The organism is Pseudomonas sp. 210_17 TE3656 (assembly GCF_054821965.1).
In genome coordinates this window covers 5,182,134-5,203,554 of sequence record NZ_JBTRBC010000001.1, presented here as the reverse complement: position 1 = coordinate 5,203,554, position 21,421 = coordinate 5,182,134, and the positions used below count along the sequence as shown (strand labels likewise).

The 21,421-nt window shown below is 57.4% G+C and carries 16 protein-coding genes and 2 pseudogenes; 8 read left to right on the top strand and 10 right to left on the bottom strand.

Annotated features, from left to right (window positions below; genetic code table 11):
* Window positions 1–40: 40 nt before the first annotated feature.
* Window positions 41–946 (bottom strand): LysR substrate-binding domain-containing protein, encoded by a 906-nt coding sequence (locus tag ACVI9W_RS24020; RefSeq protein WP_422417403.1) that lies wholly within the window; start codon window positions 944–946, stop codon window positions 41–43.
* 178 nt (window positions 947–1,124) lie between these two features.
* Here ACVI9W_RS24020 and ACVI9W_RS24015 point away from each other — a divergent pair, with 178 nt between their 5' ends.
* Window positions 1,125–2,543: an OprD family porin gene (locus ACVI9W_RS24015; RefSeq protein ID WP_461531488.1), complete on the top strand. Its 1,419-nt coding sequence runs from the start codon at window positions 1,125–1,127 to the stop codon at window positions 2,541–2,543.
* A 24-nt stretch (window positions 2,544–2,567) separates the two neighbouring features.
* On the top strand, window positions 2,568–3,488 hold the full coding sequence (locus ACVI9W_RS24010; RefSeq protein ID WP_038610388.1) for a SphA family protein: 921 nt from the start codon (window positions 2,568–2,570) through the stop codon (window positions 3,486–3,488).
* On the opposite strand, the gene ACVI9W_RS24005 is transcribed toward ACVI9W_RS24010, so the two are convergent.
* The 3 genes from ACVI9W_RS24005 to ACVI9W_RS23995 all read right to left on the bottom strand — a co-directional run bounded on the left by ACVI9W_RS24005 (window position 3,485) and on the right by ACVI9W_RS23995 (window position 7,866).
* Window positions 3,485–4,873 (bottom strand): aminotransferase-like domain-containing protein, encoded by a 1,389-nt coding sequence (locus tag ACVI9W_RS24005; RefSeq protein ID WP_461531487.1) that lies wholly within the window; start codon window positions 4,871–4,873, stop codon window positions 3,485–3,487. The genes ACVI9W_RS24010 and ACVI9W_RS24005 overlap by 4 nt on opposite strands.
* Window positions 4,873–6,345: a hypothetical protein gene (locus tag ACVI9W_RS24000; protein ID WP_461531486.1), complete on the bottom strand. Its 1,473-nt coding sequence runs from the start codon at window positions 6,343–6,345 to the stop codon at window positions 4,873–4,875. The genes ACVI9W_RS24005 and ACVI9W_RS24000 overlap by 1 nt, the downstream gene beginning before the upstream one ends.
* A 498-nt stretch (window positions 6,346–6,843) precedes the next feature.
* Window positions 6,844–7,866, bottom strand: a complete 1,023-nt coding sequence (locus ACVI9W_RS23995; RefSeq protein ID WP_422417397.1) for a zinc-dependent alcohol dehydrogenase family protein — start codon at window positions 7,864–7,866, stop codon at window positions 6,844–6,846.
* Between the two features lie 199 nt (window positions 7,867–8,065).
* Between ACVI9W_RS23995 and ACVI9W_RS23990 the strand changes: the two genes are divergently transcribed.
* Both ACVI9W_RS23990 and ACVI9W_RS23985 read left to right on the top strand, forming a co-directional pair.
* Window positions 8,066–8,980, top strand: coding sequence for a LysR family transcriptional regulator (locus tag ACVI9W_RS23990; RefSeq protein ID WP_038610382.1), 915 nt, complete (start codon window positions 8,066–8,068; stop codon window positions 8,978–8,980).
* 152 nt (window positions 8,981–9,132) lie between these two features.
* Window positions 9,133–9,687, top strand: a complete 555-nt coding sequence (locus ACVI9W_RS23985) for a YdeI/OmpD-associated family protein (RefSeq protein WP_461531485.1) — start codon at window positions 9,133–9,135, stop codon at window positions 9,685–9,687.
* Between the two features lie 88 nt (window positions 9,688–9,775).
* Here ACVI9W_RS23985 and ACVI9W_RS23980 read toward each other — a convergent pair.
* From ACVI9W_RS23980 to ACVI9W_RS23970, 3 genes and pseudogenes are all read right to left on the bottom strand, one after another.
* Window positions 9,776–9,909 (bottom strand): annotated as a pseudogene (locus ACVI9W_RS23980) (transposase); the annotation flags it as partial.
* A gap of 81 nt (window positions 9,910–9,990) precedes the next feature.
* Window positions 9,991–10,501: pseudogene (locus ACVI9W_RS23975) on the bottom strand (GrpB family protein).
* Between the two features lie 80 nt (window positions 10,502–10,581).
* On the bottom strand, window positions 10,582–11,124 hold the full coding sequence (locus tag ACVI9W_RS23970; protein ID WP_461531484.1) for an AAA family ATPase: 543 nt from the start codon (window positions 11,122–11,124) through the stop codon (window positions 10,582–10,584).
* 325 nt (window positions 11,125–11,449) lie between these two features.
* Here ACVI9W_RS23970 and ACVI9W_RS23965 point away from each other — a divergent pair, with 325 nt between their 5' ends.
* Entirely contained in the window at window positions 11,450–14,161 is a 2,712-nt protein-coding gene (locus ACVI9W_RS23965; protein ID WP_461531483.1) for an AAA domain-containing protein, read from the top strand.
* Window positions 14,162–14,495: 334 nt separating this feature from the next.
* The gene (locus ACVI9W_RS23960) at window positions 14,496–15,800 is read left to right on the top strand and encodes a hypothetical protein (RefSeq protein WP_461531482.1); all 1,305 of its coding nucleotides are present in this window, start codon (window positions 14,496–14,498) and stop codon (window positions 15,798–15,800) included.
* Window positions 15,801–16,148: 348 nt separating this feature from the next.
* On the opposite strand, the gene ACVI9W_RS23955 is transcribed toward ACVI9W_RS23960, so the two are convergent.
* The 3 genes from ACVI9W_RS23955 to ACVI9W_RS23945 all read right to left on the bottom strand — a co-directional run bounded on the left by ACVI9W_RS23955 (window position 16,149) and on the right by ACVI9W_RS23945 (window position 18,272).
* A complete protein-coding gene (locus ACVI9W_RS23955) occupies window positions 16,149–16,985 on the bottom strand; it encodes a hypothetical protein (protein ID WP_461531481.1) in 837 nt (278 codons plus the stop codon).
* 90 nt (window positions 16,986–17,075) lie between these two features.
* Window positions 17,076–17,510 (bottom strand): DUF6998 domain-containing protein, encoded by a 435-nt coding sequence (locus ACVI9W_RS23950; RefSeq protein ID WP_461531480.1) that lies wholly within the window; start codon window positions 17,508–17,510, stop codon window positions 17,076–17,078.
* Between the two features lie 81 nt (window positions 17,511–17,591).
* Window positions 17,592–18,272, bottom strand: a complete 681-nt coding sequence (locus ACVI9W_RS23945) for a hypothetical protein (protein ID WP_461531479.1) — start codon at window positions 18,270–18,272, stop codon at window positions 17,592–17,594.
* Window positions 18,273–18,989: 717 nt separating this feature from the next.
* On the opposite strand from ACVI9W_RS23945, the gene ACVI9W_RS23940 reads away from it, so the two are divergent.
* Window positions 18,990–19,331 carry a DUF6124 family protein gene (locus ACVI9W_RS23940; protein ID WP_461531478.1) on the top strand — a complete coding sequence of 114 codons (342 nt, stop codon included), beginning with the start codon at window positions 18,990–18,992 and terminating at the stop codon, window positions 19,329–19,331.
* Window positions 19,332–19,626: 295 nt separating this feature from the next.
* Window positions 19,627–21,420 carry an alpha/beta fold hydrolase gene (locus tag ACVI9W_RS23935; protein ID WP_461531477.1) on the top strand — a complete coding sequence of 598 codons (1,794 nt, stop codon included), beginning with the start codon at window positions 19,627–19,629 and terminating at the stop codon, window positions 21,418–21,420.
* The last annotated feature ends 1 nt before the right edge of the window (window position 21,421 follow it).

Here is a 21,421-nt window from a genome sequence, read left to right as displayed (position 1 = left end):
ACCAACCCCGTTGGCAACCTGCCTGCTGACCACTGATCGCCTAGCGTTGCCCCCAGGCCTGCCGGAACGCCTCGTCGAGGTAGTCAATCAACGCCCGCACCGAAGGCAACAGCCCACGCCGTGACGCAAACATCGCCACCACAACGCCTTCGGCCGGGGCCCATGCGGGTAATACCTGCACCAGCTGTCCTTGCTGCAGTTCGCTGGCCACCAGAAAGTGCGGCACACAGCCAATCCCTACTCCGTCGAGCAGCGCCTGCTTGAAGGTGGCGATGTCGTCGCTGATCAGCCGGGGTCGATGGCGAACTTCAACCACTTGCTCGCCATCGCTCAGTTGCCAGGTATTGCTGGCACGGGTGCGCTCCCATTCGACACTGGGCAACTCGCCCAGCTGCAGTGGAAACTGCGGCAGCACATGACGCGCCAGCAATTGCGGGCTACCCACCAGCACCTGGGGGCAGCGGGCCAGTGGCTTCATCACCAGGTCGCTGTTCTCCAGCGGCAGAAAGGCCAGGCTCAGGGAGAGGTCGAAACCTTCGCTGATCACATCGACTTTGCGGTTGAAGGATTTGACATAGAGTTCGACCCGCGGGTGCTGACTCATGAAACTGGCCAACATCGGCGCCAGAGCGAAATTCAGCAGTAGCGTGGTACAACTGATGCGGATCGTCCCGCAGGGTTCGGCGCGGTTGCGCTGCACCACACTCTCCGCCGCCTCCACCTCGGCCATCATCGCCTGGCAATGGCGATAGTAGTCCTGGCCGATTTCAGTGACCTGAAAATAGCGGGTCGAACGCTGGATCAAACGAAAGCCCAAACGCTCTTCCAGGCTGCCGACCTTGCGGCTGACGGTCGACTTGGGCATGCCCAACTGGCGAGCGGCAGCGGCAAAGCCACCCTGCTCGACTACCTTCAAGTACACGAACAACTCATTCAGATCAATCATGCATGGACTCTCGATCGTTCCATAAATGGGACTTAGAAGTCCGAACATGTGGATTACGCGACCACCAGAAACCCACTAAAGTCACAAGTTATTCGATTCAGGTGGTCGATGGCGACACATTTTGACTGAATAACGTACCACCACTAGAACAACGACAACATCTGGGGGCACCGCACAGATGAACCGGGTAAACCCAAGCCGATCACCGTTGCTGGCCCTGAGCCTGATGTGTGCCTCCACGGCCAGCCAGGCCGACAACTCCCTCGGGCAACGCGACAACATCAACATCGACCTGACCCAGCGCCAGCACGCGGAACTGGCCATCGCCCCCGGATTGATCAGCGGCTCGAGCCTCAACGGCCTGCTGCGCAATTACTACTTCGCCCGCGACAACCACCACACCCCGGCACGGCGCGATCAACGCGAGTGGGCGCAGGGAGTGCTGTTGTCATTTCGTTCCGGCTACACCGACACCCTTATCGGCATCGGCCTGGATGTGCACGGTTTCAGCGCCTTGAAGCTAGACGGTGGTGGCGGTAGTGGCGGTGCCGGCCTGATGCCGCTGGACAGCCAGGGGCGACCGCAAGACGAGTTTTCCGCTGCCGGTGCGGCGTTGAAATTTCGTGCTTTCGACAGCCTGCTCAAGGTCGGTGACCAGTTGCTGGAAAACCCGCTGATCGCCAGTGGCAGCAGTCGCCTGTTCCCGCAGAGCTATCGAGGGGTGACGGTCAAGAACTTCAGCATCGATCAGCTCATGTTCGATGCCGGCTGGATCGAGTCGACTCGCCTGCGCAACCAGAGCGGCCACAGCAACCTGCAAAGCGCCTACGGCAATGGCAACCGGGCCGGTGTCGCACCTGACCGCGAAAGCTCGCACATGACCTGGCTTGGTGCGACTTACAACGTTGTCCAGGCTTTGAACCTGACTTGGTACAGCGGCCGCCTCGAAGACATCTGGGACCAGCACTACCTGGGCCTGAGCCAGACCTTCGCGCTGAGTTCCACCCTGCGCCTGACGCCCTACCTGCACTACTACAAGACGCGTGACCAGGGCCGCAGCCAGCTGGGGCCGATCGACAACGATGCCTACAGTGCCGGCCTGACCCTGGCGCAGGGTGCGCAGTCGCTGACCTTCGGGTTGCAGAAGATCGATGGCGACACCCCGTTCGACTTCCTCGCCCAGAACGACCGGACGTTCCTCTACCTGAACAACGCCATGCAGTACGCCGACTTCAACGGCCCCGGTGAAAAGTCCTGGAAACTGCAGTACCAGACCAACCTGCAAGCCCTGCGCACGCCGAACCTGCAGTTCAGTGTCGGCTACACCCGCGGCGAAGCCGACCTCACCCGTGTCGATCCGGCAAGCCCCGGCTATGGCTACATCTACAACCCCGACGGCAAGCATGCCAAACACTGGGAGCGCGATATCGCCTTGCGCTACGCCGTGCCCGATGGCCCGGCCAAGGGCCTGAACCTGACCCTGCGCTGGGCCAGTCATCGTCCCGGTGACGGCTACACCGCCCCAGGCAATACCCGCGGCAACGCCAGCGCCGACGAATACCGGGTGATCCTCGATTACCCCTTCAACCTGCTTTGATCAAACCTGACAAGAGACTCTTGCATGCGTGCAGCCCACCTGCCCACCCTTGGCCTGCTCTGGCCGTTAATGTGCCTGGAAGCCCAGGCCGACAGCGTCAGCCTGCCTCCCCTGCCCCTGGGCAACACCAGTTTTCTGGATGGTATTACCCAGCCCGGCATGCTCTTCGAGCTGCCAGTCCAGTACAACCGCAGCAACCAGAGCGTCGATGCCGGCGGCCATTCGGTGCCGGGGCGCCAGCGGGTACGCAGCGCCACTGTGCTGCCGCACTTCGCCTACATCAGCGAGCAGCGCATCGCGGGCGCCTATTACGGTGCCGAAGTACTGTTGCCACTGGTGCACCTGGACCTGGATATCGACGGCGGCCCGCAAGGCACCCGCACCCGTCAGGGCGACCTGGTGGTCAGCCCGTTGTTGCTGCAATGGGACCCGGTCACCTTGTTCGGCCGCCCCTTCTGGCAGCGCCTGAACTTCGTTTTCACCCTGCCCACCGGTGATTACGACAAGAACGCGCAGATCAATACCGGCAGCAATGTCTGGACCTTCAGCCCGCACTACGCCTTCACCTGGCTGGCCAGCGAGCGCCTGGAATTCAGCGGTCGCCTGCACTACGCCTGGAACAGCCGCAACGACAGCCCGGCCGAACGCCTGCAAGCCAGCGACATCCAGCCCGGTGAAGCCGTGCACAGCAACTTTGCCGCCTCCTACGCACTGGACGATCATTGGCGTGTGGGCCTGGCCGGTTACCACCTCAAACAGATCAGTGCCGACCGCATCGACGGCCATCGTCAGCAGGACTCCAAAGAGCAGGTGTTCGGCTTCGGGCCCGGGGTGCGTTACAGCACCGGCGGGCACAGCGTGTTCGTCAACTACTACAGCGAATCCGGGGCACGCAACCGTGCCGAAGGTGACCAGTTGACCTTGCGTTACCTGCTGGCCTTCTAGAGCCGCTGCAACGCCTCACGCAACACACTCAACCCACCCTGCAGATCATCGTGCGGTGTTGGCGGCCAGCCCAGACGCATATGCTGACAATAATCCCCCTGCAGGCTGAACAGCTCACCCGGCGCGATCACCAGCCCCTGATCCAGCATGCGATGAAACAGAGCGCGGATGTCCAGCGGCGTCCGCGCTTGCGCCCAGATCGTTGCCCCTCCCGCCGGCATCTGAAAGTGCAAATGAGCGCCCAGTTGCACCTGCATCTGCCGATACAGGTGGGTGACGCGCTCATGCAGGCGCAACCGTGCCTGCTCCAGATGAAGATCAATCCGCCCCTTGGCATACAGCCGGGCCACTGCCTGTTGACGCAAAGGCGGCAAGCGAAAGCCCCGGGCCAGAAATTGATGCTGCAGTTGCCGCGGGCAATGGCGCGACAACAGGTAGGCATACGGCGCTTCAGCCCCCACCGTGCGCTCCAGTGACGAGAACACCAGCAATCGCTGCGGGTCGACCATTTCGCGCAGGCTGCGCTGTGGCGGTGCGGCAAAGCAGTACTCGGACTCCAGGTCGTTTTCCAGCAGCCACACCCCGTGCTCAGCCAGCAACTGGGCAATTGCCTGATGCTGTGCCAGCGGCACCAGGCTGCCATGAGGGCTGTTCAGGCGCGAGGCGAGCATGACTATGCGCACCGGCTCGCGCTGCAGCACCCTGGCAAACCGCTCAAGGTCCAGCGCCCCGTCACTGCCCAAAGGCAGCTCGATGACCCGTAACCCGCTGACCCGCAAGATCCTCAGCAATCGCCAGGAACACGGCGCAGTCACCACAATCGTGCAGCCTTGCAGCTCCAGGGCTGCCAGCATCGTCTCGAACAGGGAACGCAGGTCCAGTGCCAGATAAACATCTTCGGCATTCCAGTACAGCTGCACCGAATGGGTATAGCGCGCCGCCAGCGCCGTGCGCAGCTCGAGCTCGCCACACGGATGTACAAGCCCGGCAGGCCGTGGACTCTGGCGCAACAGCTGGCGCTCGACAGCCATTAGATTCGACTCCAGTGAAGGCAGCGATTGCACTCCACTGAACTCCAGCAGCTGCGGGCTACTGGCATGCTGCTGCAGATCCTGCAACAAGTGCTCATCAGCCAGTGCCTGCACTGCCAGCGCACCGCCCCTGGCAAAATAGCCGGACTTGGGCACTGACTGTACGCGCCCTTCGTGCTCAAGCAATGAGTAGGCGTACTGGATGGTCGAGATCGAAACATTCAAACGCTGCGACAGATCACGTAGCGAAGGCAGCTTGTTGTAACTCCCCGGCGCCATCTGAGCAATCAGTTCAACCAGGTAGCGATACACCGCCTGATAGGCAAACACGCTGGTTTTGGTCGCTCGCTTCATCAAGGGCTGCCAACCTGATCAACCCTGTGCCGTATGCCGTTCGCACGGTCAGCCTGCAGATGACGCAGATCGGCACCCCGCACTCGCAAACGGTTCAACAGGCAGTCGGCAGGACGCTCGGCCAATGGCTCGCGGGCATAGAGCTGTTGCAGCATGACCAGCGGCAAGCCACTGATATCCACCAGCCACTGCACCACCGGTTCCGGCGCCGGTTGCCTGCGCAACGCCTTGTGCAAATAAGGGATGGCAACCAGCATGCCGGGGTGGCAGCGGCGCAGAAATGCTTCCAGCTTCAGGCCCTGCCCGACAAAAGGGCTGAACAACTGGCAAACCAGTTGCGCTTCGCGCAGGCCATACGCTTGCAGGGCGAAATCATTCGCCTCGCTACGTCGCAGTTCCAGTACCCCCGGTTGCCAGTGATTGAGCACCCGGGTCTGCACAGATTGCGCTAGCGCGTTGCGCTGCATCACCTGACGGGTTTGCTGCAGGTAGCGCTCGATACCGTCGCGATAGCGCGTGTCGTCGATGAATTCCGCCTGCAGCCCTTGCAGGTGGGCCAACAGCAAGGGATTGGCAACCCCCGAGCGTTCACAGGGAAAGGCCTGCTCGTCAAAACGATGGCCCAGAAAACGGCTCAGCCGTTCACCCTGGTGGGAATCACGATCAGACACCAGGTCATCGATGGCGATAAAACGCAATGCCGGCCGACAGTCCGCATCAGGGCCAGGCGGTACCGCAGGCGCGGGCTCGCGCCCCTGCAACAGGTTCCAATAGCGGGCGCGCAGTTCACTCATCCCTTCCAGCAACGAGATGGCACAGCTGTGGATCGGACGCACCCCGAGCAACTCGGCATCGCGCAATGAGCGCCGGCTCCAGGCCAGGTAGCGTTTGCGATCAGCGAGCGACTCGGTACTGATAATGGCATCCACACCGCCCTTGCAGCGCATTGCCTGCAGGGCTAGTTCAGCCAGATGCAGATAGCCATGGCTGGCAAAGTTCGCCAGCAACGGCCCGTCACTCGACAGATGCCCGCACAGCAACCATTCCTGCCGCTCTGCCTGCTGCTGGTCGCTGGACGGTACTCGACGGCTGTCGTAAGGCAACAGTTCGCCGGCATCGAGCACCAGCAAATCGATGCGCGGATCATCATGCATAAACAACCTGGAGAACGTGCTATCGATGTTTGCCAGGGCGGTTGTGCTCATTCCGGCTTGCCAGGCAGTGGCAATACGCAGATGGAAAGTCGCCGGGGATCGTGCGGCAATGCTCAGCTGCGCCGCGCGCAAACAGGCAAGCGCCTGGGCGCTAGACAAGCTGGCATCGAGCACGAACATCAAGCGCAATCCCTTGATACGCTCGACCCCGCCAGCGGCCACAATCAGCCGCTGAATCAATAGCTGCTGCGAGGCCTTTTGCGCCTGCGACAAATGCTCAAGCAATCGTTGCAATACTTGCTGATATATATACTGCATGGCCTGATCGTGAATACTGCCCATAACGCCCACCTGAATTTCAGTTACGACCGCCTGAAAGAAATCGCTCCTGCGAAATCATTCAATCAGCAGAAATAAAGACCCGTCTAATATCCTAGGAAACTTCCCACAAGTTCCTACAGAAACTTGCTGACCTGCCAATTCAACCAGGCGAACTCACCCGCACCAAAGCCACCGACAGCCTGAACAACCGGACCTTGCTTCATCACAACTCACTCCTTGAGTGCACAAACGACAGGTTATTATCGGGTGTTGGCTGATGAATAAAAGATACAGAACCCGGTAAAAAATCCGTTCAGATTCAAACAGCTTTCTGCTTGCTTTCAGCCAGCGACGGTAGATTTTCCGACAAATTTGAACATAGCGAACTTACCTGCATTGCGCAGGCAATGTACTTGATTGAAATATCCGAAACTCACATAGGAAATAGGCACAAAAAAGCCCGAGCACAGCCCGGGCTTGTTTCTACCTGCAACTTCAGGCGCTGGCTATTTCCAGCACCAGGCGACCACCGCATGGGCATTCGTCCATGTAGCGATGCGCTTCGACCACACGCTCGAAGGGGTAAGTCTTGATGATTTGCGGGGTCAGCAGCTTGTCGGCGGTGAACTGGTTGATGTCACGCAGTGCCCGTTGCAACGCCACCTGGTCCTGGCTGATACCCAGCTCCGGTTTGCCGGTGAAGTTACCAATGCAATGCACGAAGAACTGGATGTTCTTCTGAAACGCCGCGCACGCCGGGAACGGTGTCTGGTTGCCACCCTGCAGGCCATACAGCACCAGGCTGCCACGCGGTGCCAGCACATCGCCGAGCAACGACATCTGCGGACCGCCCAGGCCATCGAGAACCATATCGACGCCACGGTTGCCGGTGTACTTGTTGACCTGCATGAGCAGGTCCTGTTCCTCGGTGACGATAACCTTCTCGGCGCCGAGCGAAAGCAGGTAGTCGCGCTCTTCGGCATCCTTGGTCGCGGCGAAAACCTTCAGGCCCAGCGCCTTGCCCATCTGCACGAAGGCCGGCCCCGCACAGTGGCTGGCATCGGTGACCAGGGCAGTCTGCCCGGCCTTGGCCCGGGCCAGGTCGACATAGGCGAAGTAGGCCATCAGCAGCGGCGTGTAATGCACGCTGGCCTCGACCGGGGTGAGGTGTTCCGGGTAGCGGGTCACGGCGTTGCGCGGCAACACGATGACCTCGCCGTACACCGGGTAGTCGTTGGCGCTGGCAGCCGGAAAGCTGGCGACCTTGTCACCGACTTGCAGGTCGTCGACACCCTCGCCTACCGCGCTGACCACGCCCGCCATTTCATGACCCATGCCGGCTGGCAAGCGTGCCTGGGACGGCGCCAGGTTCTGGCGCCAGAGCACGTCGTACCAGCTGATGCCGATCGCTTCAACGCGGATCTGCACCTCGCCGGCAGCCGGCTGCGGCGCGGCCTGCTCTTCGATCTTGAGCACCTCGGCCGGGCCAAACTTGTGGAAACGGATCATGCGGGACATCGCAAACCTCGCCTAGTGAAACTCTAATACCCTGAACTCTATCCGGGCTTTTACCGTTAGACCATCTGTGGCCATTAATAGTCAACATGCCTGTCATTGATTGCTGGTAGTACCGCTGCCAGCAAATTATGCGGTGCAGGGTAGCAGCCTTTACCCTTAAGATTCACCCCTGCCCCAAACGTCCAGTGAAGCCGAGCCGATGAACCGTAACGACTTGCGTCGCGTCGACCTGAACCTGCTGATCGTCTTCGAGACGTTGATGCACGAACGCAGCGTGACCCGCGCCGCCGAAAAACTGTTTCTCGGCCAGCCGGCGATCAGCGCCGCGTTGTCGCGCCTGCGCAGCCTGTTTGACGACCCCTTGTTTGTGCGTACCGGGCGCAGCATGGAGCCTTCGGCGCGCGCCGTGGAAATCTTCGCCCTGCTGTCCCCGGCCCTGGACTCGATCTCCACCGCAGTCAGCCGCGCCGCCGACTTCGACCCGGCCACCAGCACCACCGTGTTTCGCATCGGCCTGTCGGACGACGCCGAATTCGCCCTGCTGCCGCAACTGCTCAAGCGCATACGCGCCGAAGCGCCGGGCGTGGTCCTGGTGGTGCGGCGGGTCAACTACCTGCTGATGCCGGCCTTGCTGGCCAGCGGTGAAATCTCGGTCGGTGTCAGTTGGACCAGCGACCTGCCCGCCAACGCCAAACGCAAAGTGCTGCGCCGCAGCAAACCCAAAGTGCTGCGCGCCGACAGCATGCCAGGCAGCCTGAGCCTCGACGACTTCTGCGCCCGGCCGCATGCGTTGGTGTCGTTTGCGGGTGACCTGGGTGGGTTTATGGATGAAGTTCTGGAAAAGCTTGGGCGAAAGCGTCATGTGGTTCTGGCGGTGCCGCAGTTCAATGGGCTGGGTAGTTTGCTGACGGGTACCGACATTCTCGCCACCGTGCCTGACTATACGGCCGAAGTGCTGACAGCGGCTGGTGGTTTGCGAGCCGACGATCCACCGGTTGAGGTGCAGAGTTTTGAACTGCATATGGCTTGGCGTGGGTCGCAGGATAACGATCCGGGGGAGCGCTGGTTGCGGTCGCGGATTCAGATGTTTTTTGGGGATCCGGATAGTCTTTGAGGCGCCGTAAGATTGTTTCCGCTGCTTGAGATAAGTTATCCCCTTTCTGTCAACGAGGGGTTGACTGGGTCGGGATAACAACATGGAAGGTCGCTGCCCTTCACGACAGGCAGCAAGCAGCTGAGCTTGGCGTGTTAGCTGGAGGAGTTGCAATGACAACAATCGATGTGAAATCCCGATTCGAAGCAAAGCTTCTTCGTCCGGCAAAGCCTGGAAATGATACGTCGTGGGCGTTCGTAGTACTGCCAAGAGACACGAGTGAACAGCTTCCGAGGCGAGGAAGGACCACAGTTGAAGGGACAATCAATGGGCACCATTTCCAGGCAACCCTTGAACCGGATGGTCAGCTGAGCCATTGGCTGCAGGTAAGTAAAGAGTTACTCGAAGCCGCAGGTGCGGCCGTTGGGGATATCGTTACACTAGAGTTAACCCCTGTGAAGAAGGAACCCGAGCCTGACATCCCACCAGATTTTCAGGAGGCACTGGCAGCCACGCCTGAGGCTCGTTTAGTCTGGAACAATACGACGACCATCGCACGAGTAGACTGGATACACTGGATTACTTCAGCCAAGCAACTCAAGACGCGCGCAAAACGAATTGTTAATGCCTGCGATATGCTTGCTTCCGGGAAGAAACAGGTATGCTGTTTCGACCAGTCAGGCTACTACAGTAAGGCCTTCCGCGCGCCTGAGGCAGAAGATTTTTAAATGGATCATTGCGTTGAATACACATTAACAATGCGTTCAAATCGTTCACCGGTAGCGGCTAAAGCCGGCCTATTAGCTTCATTGCGAGAATGCGTTCCAGGCTCAGCCCAACAAACTGGCGCAGAATAGTACGTCTCATACAGTGCCTCTGCCATCGTTGGATCGCTGTAGCCGAACCAGTTTTGCATCAGCTGGAAGTAGCATCGCCATCAGCGGATATGGCCGGCTACTGTCCTTCGTGAAGGGCGGCTTCGGGTCGATAGCAGCCGATCACAAGCGACTGAATCGCCTCATATCAAACCATCACCAAGGCCTGATGCCGACCTCACACAGCGCCGCGATGATAAACGGCCCCTTCTTCTCCAGGTACTCAGCCATCCCCCGGTATTGGTGGCCTCAAGCTCAATCTTGATATCTTGATACTGCTGCCGGAAGGAGGCGTCGTTCCTGAGCTGATCCCTGAACGTCAGCATCTGGATGACTGAATCGTGACCACACCTGCAAATGTGGATCTTGTGGGTGCGCACCTCGCCAACATTGCGGCGGTAGAAATGGTGTCCTTGCGACAGGTCACTGCCGCGTACATACCCCAGTTCAGCAACACCTCGTCTCGCGCTACCTCATTGCGATGCTCTGAAACTTCGATCAGCACATCGATCTCAGGCTTGGCTGCAAGTTGCGGGACAGCCGTGCTGCCTACATGGTGCATGGCCAGAAGCTCATCACCGAATGCCGAGGCGAGCAGCACTTTGTCTGCCTCGAACCGCTGCGGCCATTCAGGGTTGTAGGTCGTGATCTTGCTGGTCAGCGCCATGGGCCATCCTTGAGCAGGTTAAAACGTTCTGATGCGCCTTCACGGCAGGCGCCTGCCGTCAATCGAGCGCGATCGAGCCTCTAATGACCTTGCACAGCCTGATCAGGCTGCGCACCCAGACTCTCAAGAAAAACCTCGGTATCCCGGTTCGACCGCAGGCAGACCATGCGACAACCCGACGGGGCCGTGGCCACGAATCGCTTTATCACCTTCCGAGACGAGGTTTTCGTCCGCCACATGAACCTGAAAAACTCCGACAGGTTGGCTAGCAGTTCCGGGCAGTCGTCCGGCAGGTCAGGCCGAGAGCGACCGCGGTTCAGCGCCGTTCTGAGGAACACGCGCCAGAATCGAAGCGGCGCCGAGCGGTCGATCCATATCAACATGTCAGCGCGGGCCAGCCGGTTGCCCCATGTGGTCGAGTGCCCACCTTCGAAAATCCAGCGCTCACGGGCCTCGACCTCATGGCAAAGACGCGTCTTCTCGTCTCGGCTGCGCTCGACCCACCCTGGCTGCCAGTGAATCGTGTCGATATGCACGACCGGCAAGCCCGTGCGCTCGCCAAGCTTGCGCGCCAGGGTACTTTTCCCAGACCCTGGTTGACCAATGATCATCACCCGTTGCATTGAAGCTCCCTCCCGCCATGCCTGCTGATTTTTGGGGGACGCGATTGTATGGCAATGGCTGACTCGGTCAACTGCAAGCGCACTCATGCTCTCGGCGTCCTTTGCAGATCGACAAATGCAGCTCATTGATAGCGGGTATCGCCCCATTGCCGCCGTTCGCGAGAACCGCGAAAAACTGCATTCGCTGGGTGAGGTGGCACATGACGACCGGAAACGCACAAACCGGCTATCGAACCTGCCCACCATAGTGGCACCATGACTCCAGACAGGAAAAGCATCCGGTACAAGACGTAACCGAATGTCATGCGCACAGGAATAAGGGAATATGGCTTCGATTCAGGTGGATGGTGAGGACAAGACCGCAAAGATCAGTGACTGGGCTATTCGCTGGAGCGAAAAGTACGAAGCACTGGAACTGACCTGTCATTTCCCCTCAAATAAAAAATACACGCGCCCGCTCAGTAACTGCCGAGTGTCACCTACCCGCGAGCTGAGCAATGTACTGCTGACCAAACCTGGCAGCACGATCGTCACACCCATCGACAAAGCGGTGATCTACGGCGAGCGATATGCCGTGGTGCAGTATCCGGGAAGCAACAGGCCCTATGTCCACAAGATGGACGGCATCGCCTTTACCGCCCCTACCTCGATCAAGGACACGCCGGTCTTCGGCTATTTCACTGCGGTTGCGAGTGCCCGGCACGCTCAAGCGCAGTCGAAGGCTGATCGTGACATAGCCAGCAATGTCGTGACTCAGCTTGGAAGACTGCCAGCCATCGCCAGCACTGCCTTGCAAGCCTATTGCACCGGGCGCAACGGCACGCTCGCCCCCGGTCAGGGGCTCATTTATCCGTTCGGGCTGAACGAAAGCCAGTACCAGGCAGTCGAGCGGGCGTTCAGCGCGCAAGTCAGCGTGATAGAAGGCCCACCGGGAACCGGCAAGACCCAGACCATCCTCAACATCCTCGCCAATATCCTGTTGCGCGGGCAGACGGTGGCGGTGCTGTCCAACAACAATGCGGCCGTGGCAAACGTCTACGAAAAGCTGGAGAAATGCGGCCTGGGCTACCTGGTCGCCAAGCTTGGAAAAAAAGAAAACCGCGAAGCCTTCTTCGACGACCTGCCTGCATGGCCCTCCAGCGCGCCCGGGCCGGCACCGTCCCTGGAAGAGATTCAGGGCTTGCTGACCTGCCTGAAGCAGCACCTGCAAGACCACAACCGGGCGGCACAACTGCAGATCGAACTGGATGAGCTGGTCATCGAGCGGCGCTACCTGCAGCAGTGGCAGGCAGAAAACGGTGTGCAGGCCACGGACTCGTTGGACAAGTACGGGCTGACCCCGCGCAAGACTGCCGACCTCATGGCCTACCTGGCGCACCTGGGCGAGCAGCACGTTAAGCTCAAGGACCGTTTAGAGCTGCTTTTCAAATTCAGAGTCTTTCGCACCAAGCCGTTCGCCGAGGGCGAGGCGCGAATGGCCGCGTTCCATGCCCTGCAGATGCATTACTACGACAAGTCGCTGCAGGATAAGGAAACCGAGCTGCGTGCCTGCCGCGAATCCCTAGCGCGCGCAGATTTCACGGCGTTGCTCAAAGAACTGACAACCGCATCGATGCACCATCTGAAGCAACATCTGCAAAGCCAGGTTCCGCCGCGAGATAGCTTCGATGTCAAAACCTACCACAGGGACTTTGATGCCTTCGTACAGCGTTTCCCTATCCTGGGCAGCGGCACGCACTCCATCGTCAACTCGATCGCGCCGGGTGCGATCCTCGACTACGTGATCATCGACGAAGCGTCCTTGCAGGACATCGTGCCAGGCATCCTGCCGCTGGGCTGCGCCAAGAACCTGATCGTCGTCGGCGACAACCGCCAGTTGCCGCACATCCCAGTGAAACTGGGGCTGCAGGCGCCGGCCGAGGCCTACGACTGCGAGTACTACAGCCTGCTGGACTCGTGCATTGCCGTGTTCCAGGACGCATTGCCAAGGACGCTGCTGAAGGAGCATTACCGCTGCCACCCGAGGATCATCCAGTTCTGCAACCAGCAGTTCTATGACAACGCACTGGTGCCGATGACCGTGGACAACGGCGAGGAACCCCTGCGCCTGGTGGTGACCGCCAAGGGCAATCACGCACGCAAGAACACCAACCTCCGGGAGCTGGATTCCTTGCTGAAGATGCTCGAAGACGAGGGGCAATCCATCGCAGTGGACGGTGAAGGCCGCGGTTACATCGCCCCGTTCCGGGCACAGGTCAGCCTCTGCGAAAAGCACCTGCCGGCGGACTTCGTCAAGGACACGGTGCACAAGTTCCAGGGGCGCGAGTGCGACGAGATCGTCTTTTCTACCGTGCTGGACAAAAAGCGCTACAACCAGGCGCAAGGACGCCTGGATTTCGTCGATGACCCGCGCATGATCAATGTGGCAGTGTCGCGGGCCAAACATCGCTTCACCTTGGTGACCGGTGACGAGGTGTTCACCGAGAACAATGGCCACATCGCCGCGCTGATCCGCTATATCAGCTATTACGCGCAGGACGAGCAGATCGTGCGTGCGCCAGTGGTGTCGGCATTCGACTTGTTGTACCGCGAGTACGACCAGTCCCTGGAACGCCTGAAAGCCCGTCTGCGGCCCGAGGAATCACGCTACAAGTCCGAGCAGATTGTGGCGCAGTTGCTGCGCGAAGCGCTCTCGGCGCCGGCGTGCCAGGCGTTGACGTACCACACGCAGATCCAGCTGGATAAGCTCGCGTCGACGAGTAACCACGAGTGGACGCAAACCCAGCGGGCATTCATGAGGCGCGCCAGTTGCGATTTCGTGATCTATTTCAAAGTGGGCAAGACCCCGATTGGGGTGATCGAGGTCGATGGCGGGTATCACGACCACCCCGTGCAGGCGGCTCGGGACGCCATGAAGAATGAGATTCTGGCTGCCAGTGGCCTTCCCATTCTGCGGCTGCGGACAGTGGAGAGTGGTATTGAGCGCAGAATTGGCGAGTTTGTGGCGCAGTGGGCCAGGCCTGCTCCAGGCGCATAGGCAACACAGGGGCTGAGGCCGACGGTTGCAATGGCTCAGCTGTGCCATCCGGAGCGTTGCCTGCTTCGCGGGTAAACCTGCTCCCACAAAGATCACTGCTGCCATCGCCGGCTGCTTTCGACCCATTGCAGCCCTTCAACCAAAAGCAATTCGGTTTTTTTAGGCTACGTAATCGTCCCAGACACTCCGGCAATGGCATCTACGGTCTAAAGGTGAGGCATCCACTCGCGTTTCCCATAGCCTGAACCTACTACGGCCATTCACGGCCTCTACAAATTCAGGGATGATTCACCTGACCTCTAATACTCCTAAACTATCCATGAGCTATACCTCCATGCTTTCCATTTCCGAAAATGAATTCCGCGACCACGTGTTTGAACACCACAAAGACGATTTCGCCTCGTTAATAGTCGGTGAGCGAAAAGAGATAGAGTGGGAGGGTGAAGGATTCCCCCCGATCAGATTCCTTTTGCAGAGAAAAGCTGAGCGAAAAATTAACGAAGTGCTAACGCGACTTAAGGGACTAACTCTGACAGCAAAAGAGCTTCGTCTAGAACGAACCACGCCACATCCGACACGCATTGATTTATTCGGAAATTCGGAAGCAACCGGAATAACAATTATTGAGCTGAAAAAGTCCGGACAGACAGAGAGACAATCATTTACTGAATTGCTGGCTTACTCAAACCATTTCTGCTCTATATTTCCTGGCCTGACTGAGTTAGCGATTACCTCTGTGCTTGTCGCGCCGATGGAAACGCGAACCGTCAAAGATGCATACATCCAAGAGCTAATCTTCAATAAAAAAAATATCCTCGCCCTAATTCCGCACGAAAATTCTGGAAAGTTTACTCTTGAGGTGTTTTATCCAGATGAGTCTTACTACAAATCATTTGAGAACAACTTTATCAATGATCACTCAATGGCTTGCGTAACGCTTTCATTTCCAATGATCGACGGCTGGATTGATTCTGATGTCAAGACGAGCACCGGCGCGCCACCTCAGTACTCTATTGACGCATTAAATACTATGGCGAATACAATATCTCATCAGCTAGAAGCAAGTGGCTTTCACTCGATAGTCTATGCCAATCAAAAATGGGGAGAAATAGCACATTTGTGTCGTCAGCCAAATATGATTGTCGTCGCAGCGGTTAACCCGTACTCGTCGGCTCGCACCTCCGTACATGAGGGGGTAATTTATGGTGCTTCTGAAAGTGATAGGCGTAACAATGTGCAATCAATATACGATCAAATGACTGACGAAGCGAAAGGCTGGCATTGGGTTGATGCGATGGAAAGAAACTTCCTCGGGCGGCTAATTATAGAGATTCGGGACACCTTTAAACTTGCTGTCCGAACACATCTGGATGACATTGATTTTCACTTGGATACTTGCGATTGGTATGGGCTAAAAACCAGCTTCGTTGAGGCTGTATCAGTTCACAACCTGCAAACTTATACGACAGGCCTACTACGATCAATGCATCTTGAATACGTAAATTACGTATACGATGAAGGGTGGGACGAAATATATTATCATGACGGATTACCTACATACTCCTACGAAATGCTTACAAATTTTCTCGCAACCTGGGAGATCTTTAGCAGTCTAGGATTAGACATTCAAGAGAATTGAAATTTTTAGTTTTATTAAATGATTCGACCCTGAATCTGTTAACACTCGATGACCGCTTCTGGGCGGCTGTTGCCGGCCGGTGTCGACTCAGTCTGTGTGAAAACGCATGCACCGTTTTGAAGTCTGCGTCGCTACGTAAAATCTGCCAGCGTTTGGTTAATCAGCAGACCGGAAATTTACGTAGGAGCGCGATTTTCGTTCCAGTCCTGGCTGTCAAACCTGCTCTAAAACCTTTTCACACAGCCTGGACTCAAAGCAGTCTTCGCCTATACGCAAGGAGGGGGCGGGCACAGGTGTTTCGCATAATGCTAAGCACGTGCTGCCCAAGACTACCTAGCGAGTGATTTGTTAGGAGAGATTGTACCTAGAAAAATAATTTATAAACGAAACTGCCATTTCATTTACCAGTAAAGCTTCGTTCTCTGTTGCATTCGCGTATGTAGTATTTCCATGCGCAATATTTGGGGTTCTATTTCTATAGATATAAAATTGATGCAAGGACTCGATGATATTTTCATCTGCGAGCTTCTGCCGCTTGATTTCCTTTACGGCGTCGCCAAGCGTGGCTGCCTTAACTGAGTGCATGTCTTGCAGCCACTCTCGAAGAAACCCTTCTAGAGCCTTAACCGAGTTCGATATTGAAGTCGCAATATCTATATTTTTCGGGTCAGCAAGCGCATGCCTTGCACGTTCAATTAACTCAACAATAGCAGGGTATTTTGCAGCGGACTCAAGCGATCTACCAATATCCTCAATAACTACGCTGTACTTTATAGTGGCCTGCCAAGGGGCGCTTATCCCGTCTTGAACCAACTCGTATCCTATGTTATGGTATTCGAATAGCCTGTTGACTTCTTTTGCTGAAATATTTGTAGAAGCGACAACTTCCTCCGCGATGCTAAGCATTTCGTGCCATTGTGCCTTGCGGAGTAGTTCAATTATGAAGTCGCTACTGTAGTTTTCGTGTATGTCGTCATATCCAACCAGCTGCACGTGATCTTGGTTTGTCGCCAATGAAAGCCTCCGGTATAACGAGTACTCTCGCATTACACCAGATTCCTCTTGGTAAATTTCATCTATGACTAATTTTAAGAGATCGTACCTGAATGCATTTGGTAGATATTTATAGCGAAGATCGCATGGCTCATAATCAAGCTGATTTCTTCTTGTGAAATTTTCAAACATCAAATTCTCCAGTGTCTCTAGCATCTGAATTCATACGTTTGCGTAATTTTTTACGCAGTGCGGTGGAGTGAGGGAAAGGGGGCATGACCCTCATGTGACGCGACATTCTGGAGGAAGGTCGCCTTTTGCGAACCTAATTTTTCCGTCTTTGTGTGGCGTTTTTTTTCGAACTGTGTTGCTGGGGATTCGATAAATGACGTATGGCTCAGGTAAGCCGGATCTCCGCATTACGCTTTTGGGACCGAGAATGACGATCAACTCTTCGTAGCCATCTGGATTTCCGCAATCGATTGTGATGCTTGTGCCACCATTGAATTTGACCTGCACTTTCCTACCTTCAATGTGACCATCGTGCCCTGGCTCCCGGCCGCTTGCGGCCATGTCCATACCAAGCTGGGATGCGGCAATGAACTCAGCAATGTCTCCAAGGTACTTGTCCGAGCGAGTAATTCCGAGCATCTTCAGTCGATCGGCAGCTAAGAAGAAATCTCCGATTGCAGTCGTTTGTTCATCAGTCATTGGCATGTGGTTCTCCTTAACGCCAAACGTAGAGCTAACCTGCGCTGCACGGTTTATTGCGTAGCGTCCAACCACCTAGAAATATGGCTACCATCTTGGTTGCGAGTTCGGCCATGGGGTGCTGGCGAATTGATACTGCATTTCAGAGAAGCGCTGATTTTTAACCTGCTCACCAAATGTATAGAAAAAGTTATGATCTCCAGAAGCAAGTCGCATGGAGTTAACCGCCTGATCAAAACTAGCCTTCTTATAAAAGAGATGATTGTAGAACGACATGTAAGCAACTGTTACGTCGGACTGCAATACAGCGCCAGTATTTCCTACTAGGACGTTGAATGCACTGTCAAAAGCATTTGCCATATTGGTTGCATTGAATCCGTTGCATGAGGCCATACACACATAGGGGTCATGGCCTTTGGCGTGGTTATGCGCCAATAATAGATTGCGCAGTTCTTGCCAACTCAGGAAGGACCCATCTGTTAGAGCGATACCTGTAGTAGCTCCATGCATGCATAAATGAATAAATGGAGTGGCATTTATGTTTTGGGATGACTGCATTGATCGAATAGAGTCTTGCAGTCGAACCCTTAATGCAGACTCAAAACTCTCTTTACTTGTTGTAAGCGTATAAAAGCAAGGGATTCTAACTGCTCTCAATGCATCCCGAAGCGCCATTCCAATGCTATAGCCATCATACAAGTCCTGATGAGATGGAGAGTCGACAAGGAAGACAAATGGCTGATTTATAGTTTGGTTTACAGGGAACATGTGACTCTCTAGATTTTAATCTGTAAATAGATACCAGCTGGTACGTATCAAACTGGGCCGGTCTGGTGGGTAAAACTCAGGGGCGAATGTGTGTAGTCGCTCTGGTGCGTGGTGTTTACGGGGGCGGCAGTGGAGGTATAAGGCGGTTATGCACCATGATGTAAAATCCCTTTTTATGCGGTGCTCAGCAAGCGCTGAGGCTAGCGCGGTGCAGAGAGGAGAGACAATTGGGTTGGTGTCCCGATTACTTGTGGTGACAATGGGAGCAGATTTTTGTCAAACGACTGCTTTTGGTCGCTAGATATCACCGACGCTAGCAAAATGCCAGTCGCACGTCCACCGTCCGCTCCTGGCCGATTGCCGACATCCGCGACAGGCAGCCACAGGTGGAAAATAGTCGGCCCCATCGGACAGCTTTCGAAAGAAAGCATAAAGAATCCCCTCTTGAATCCCCACCCCAACCCCGTTACCCTCCTGCACGTCGCTGTAAATCCAGCGACCGGGTTTGGTAGCCCAGTTGATAATCAAGGCGCACAAGCGTCCTATCCGAGCAGTTGGCGCTTTTTTTGTGTCCGCTGTTTCGTGTTATGGCGGCTGTGCGTAGGGCGCATTCGTGCGCGCTGGGTTCCTTGATTCCCGGTCTACCAACCTGCGTACAGCCGTCACCATTCGTTTGGTAGCGATATGTGGCGGCTCCATCAATCAAGGAGCAACACAATGACAAAACCCGTTCCTGATCCACCCTTAACCACCCAAACCAGCACCACCTTCGGCTCCTGCAACGGCAGCCACGATCCACTCTTCGCTGTCCGTGCCGGTGTCTCGTCCGAAGACTCCCTGGTCCATGCCTCCGTCCTGCTCAAAAGCGCCTACCAGACCAACGCCCACGCCTGTGAGATGGTCAATGAAGAAGTACGCGGCTTACTCTGGGCCACTGAGCAATCGATAGAGATGAGCCTCGCGCTGGTCGAAGCGTTGCTGGACGAAGTCGAAGCACGCTCGGAAACGGCCGCGTTGTTACGCCGCTCGATGCAAGCAGGCCAATCGGCGGCGGAGTGATAGCCAGCGATTGGCCTGGGCCGCCGATGCGGCCCTTCTCACCTCAGAGTGTATTCCCTGTCGCTAGACACAAGCGGGCTTGCCCCGCGATTGCGGGCTGTCAGTTACATCGTATCGCGGGGCAAGCCCGCTCCCACCGCAGAGACCGCTTTCAAAACACCCATTCAGCTCGTCGGCCCCCTACCCCCTTGTCATGAGATGAAAATTCGCTGTCGTGCGATGCGAGGTGGCCGCTGCCGCTCCTGCTCTAGAGTCGGGGCACAACAATACAGCGCCCCGAAACACGAGAGCCGCCATGAGCAGATCCACCCGCACGACCGAGACAGCAACCCCTACCCGGCGCCCTCCGGCGACCGGCCGCAAGCGTCGCCCTCGCAAGAATGCCGATCTCCCGGACAGCACCCAGCAACAAGAGCTGATCGGCACGGCTGCCAACCAGACCCTGGCAGGCAATCCGCTGGTCAGCGTGCGCGCGGCAGACCTGGCCAGCTCGGCCGGTTACCTGCTCAAGGCCGTGGGCACTTCGCCGCTCAAGGCCGGCGCTCATCTGGGTGGCTACCTGAAAGCAATGCGCAGCATCGTCCGCGGCAATTCCAGCATCGCGCCAGACCCGAAGGACAAGCGCTTCGCCGATCCGGCCTGGCAGTCCAACGCCTTCCTGCGCGCACTGCTGCAAAGCTACCTGGCCGGCCAAAGTGAGCTGACCCGCTTCATCGAGTCCACCGACCTGGCCCCGCAGGAGAAGAGCCGGGCCCGGTTCGTCGCAGCATTGCTGGCCGATGCAATGGCACCGAGCAATTCGCCGCTGACCAACCCGGCGGCGCTGCGCAAGCTGGTGGACACCGGTGGCATGAGCCTGGCCAGGGGCCTGCGCCAGTTCGGCGACGATATGCTGAACAACCGCGGGCTGCCGAAACAGGTCGACAGCACGCCGTTCAAGGTTGGCGAAAACATCGCCACGGCCAAGGGCCAGGTGGTGTTTCGCAACGAGATGTTCGAGCTGCTGCAGTTCGCGCCTACCACCGAAAATGTCTATGCCCGGCCTTTGGTGATGTCGCCACCGCAAATCAACAAGTACTACGCCATCGACCTGTCGCCGGAGAAAAGCCTGATCAAGTGGATTCAGGACAGCGGCGTCAACCTCTTCGTCATCAGCTGGCGCAATCCCACCCGCGAGCACCGCGACTGGGGCTTGTCCGATTACGCGCTGTGCCTCGATCAGGCCGTAGACGTAGCACGCAGGATCACCGGTAGCCCGGATGTGAACATGTGGGGCTCCTGCTCCGGCGGCATCACCCTGGCGGCTTACCTGGGCTGGCTGGCGGCCCGTGGCGAAGGCCACAAGGTGGCCAACACCAGCTGGGCGGTGTGCGTGCTCGACATGCCCTCGGCGCTGGGCGACACCACCCTGGGACTGTTCACCACCCCGTCCGCCCTGCGCGCGGCCAAGGCCAGCTCCCGGCGCAAAGGTGTGCTGAGCGGCCAGGGCATGGCCAGCATGTTCGCCTGGATGCGGCCCAACGATCTGATCTGGAACTACTGGGTCAACAACTACCTGCTGGGCAACAAGCCGCCGGCCTTCGACATCCTGGCCTGGAACAACGACACCACGCGGCTACCCGCCCAACTGCACGCGGACTACCTCGACCTGATCCAGCAAAACCCCTACAGCAATCCGGGCACCCTGGAGATCGCCGGCGAGTCGATCGACATGACCCAGGTGAAGGTCGGCGCCTATGTGGTGGGCGGCACCACCGACCACATCACGCCCTGGCAGGGCTGCTACGGCACCGCCCGGCTGTTTGGCGAAGACACAACCTACGTGCTGTCCAACGCCGGGCACCTGCAGAGCCTGGTGAATCCGCCGGGCAACCCCAAGTCGTTCTACTACGCGGCGCCTGCCGCCGCCGAAACCCCGGACACCTGGCTGCAGAACGCCGGGGAGCGCCAGCAAGGCAGCTGGTGGCCGCATTGGCGCGAATGGATCGGGCAGCGCTCGGGTGACAGCCTGCCAGCGCCGAAGAAGCTCGGCTCGCGCAAGTACCCGCCCCTCTGCCCCGCCCCTGGTACTTATGTCATGGAGCGTTGAG